This window comes from Stenotrophomonas sp. YIM B06876, assembly GCF_030711595.1.
GTDB lineage: Bacteria > Pseudomonadota > Gammaproteobacteria > Xanthomonadales > Xanthomonadaceae > Stenotrophomonas.
The window spans coordinates 1-618 of the sequence record NZ_JAUJUJ010000481.1 but is presented as its reverse complement, the minus strand read 5'-3'; the positions used below and the strand labels follow the sequence as shown (position 1 = coordinate 618).

General features: G+C 62.5%; 1 pseudogene. It reads right to left on the bottom strand.

What is annotated here, in order from left to right:
* A pseudogene (locus tag QZH66_RS18040) lies at positions 1-418 on the bottom strand (transketolase); the annotation flags it as partial.
* Between the last annotated feature and the right edge of the window lie 200 nt (positions 419-618).

The window sequence follows — 618 nt, the reverse complement described above, 5'->3', positions numbered from 1 at the left end:
CTCGGTGCCGCAGGCCCAGCGCTATGCCCACGGCAATAGGCAGCCCCTGACCCAAGGAACCGCCCGACATTTCCATGCCGGGCGTGTAGGTAGCCATGCCTGACATGGGCAGACGGCTGTCATCACTGCCGTAGGTTTCGAGCTCCGACTCTGGCACGATGCCTGCCTCGATCAGCGCGGCATAGAAAGCGATGGCGTAGTGCCCGTGTGAAAGCAGGAAGCGATCTCTTCCATCCCACTGTGGATCATCGGGTCGGAAATTGAGGGCGTGGCCGTAGGCCGCAGCCAGCACATCGGCGTAGCCCAGAGCCTGCCCTACATAGCCCTGGCCCTGCACTTCACCCATGCGCACGGCGTAACGGCGGATGCGCCAGGCGCAGCGCGCGATCTCGGCCAGTTTCTCTTGACTGACGGTCATGTTGAAACTCCAGTTGAATTGAGGATTCCGGTCACTTGAGAATCACGGCCGGCACATAGGAAACCAAGATCAGCACGCCAAAGGCCACCAGGTAGAACGGCCCCATTGCACGCACCGTCTGGCCCACCTTGACGCGGGCCAGCGAACTGGCGATGAACAGCGTGGTGCCCACGGGGGGCGTGTACAGACCGATGGCCAGG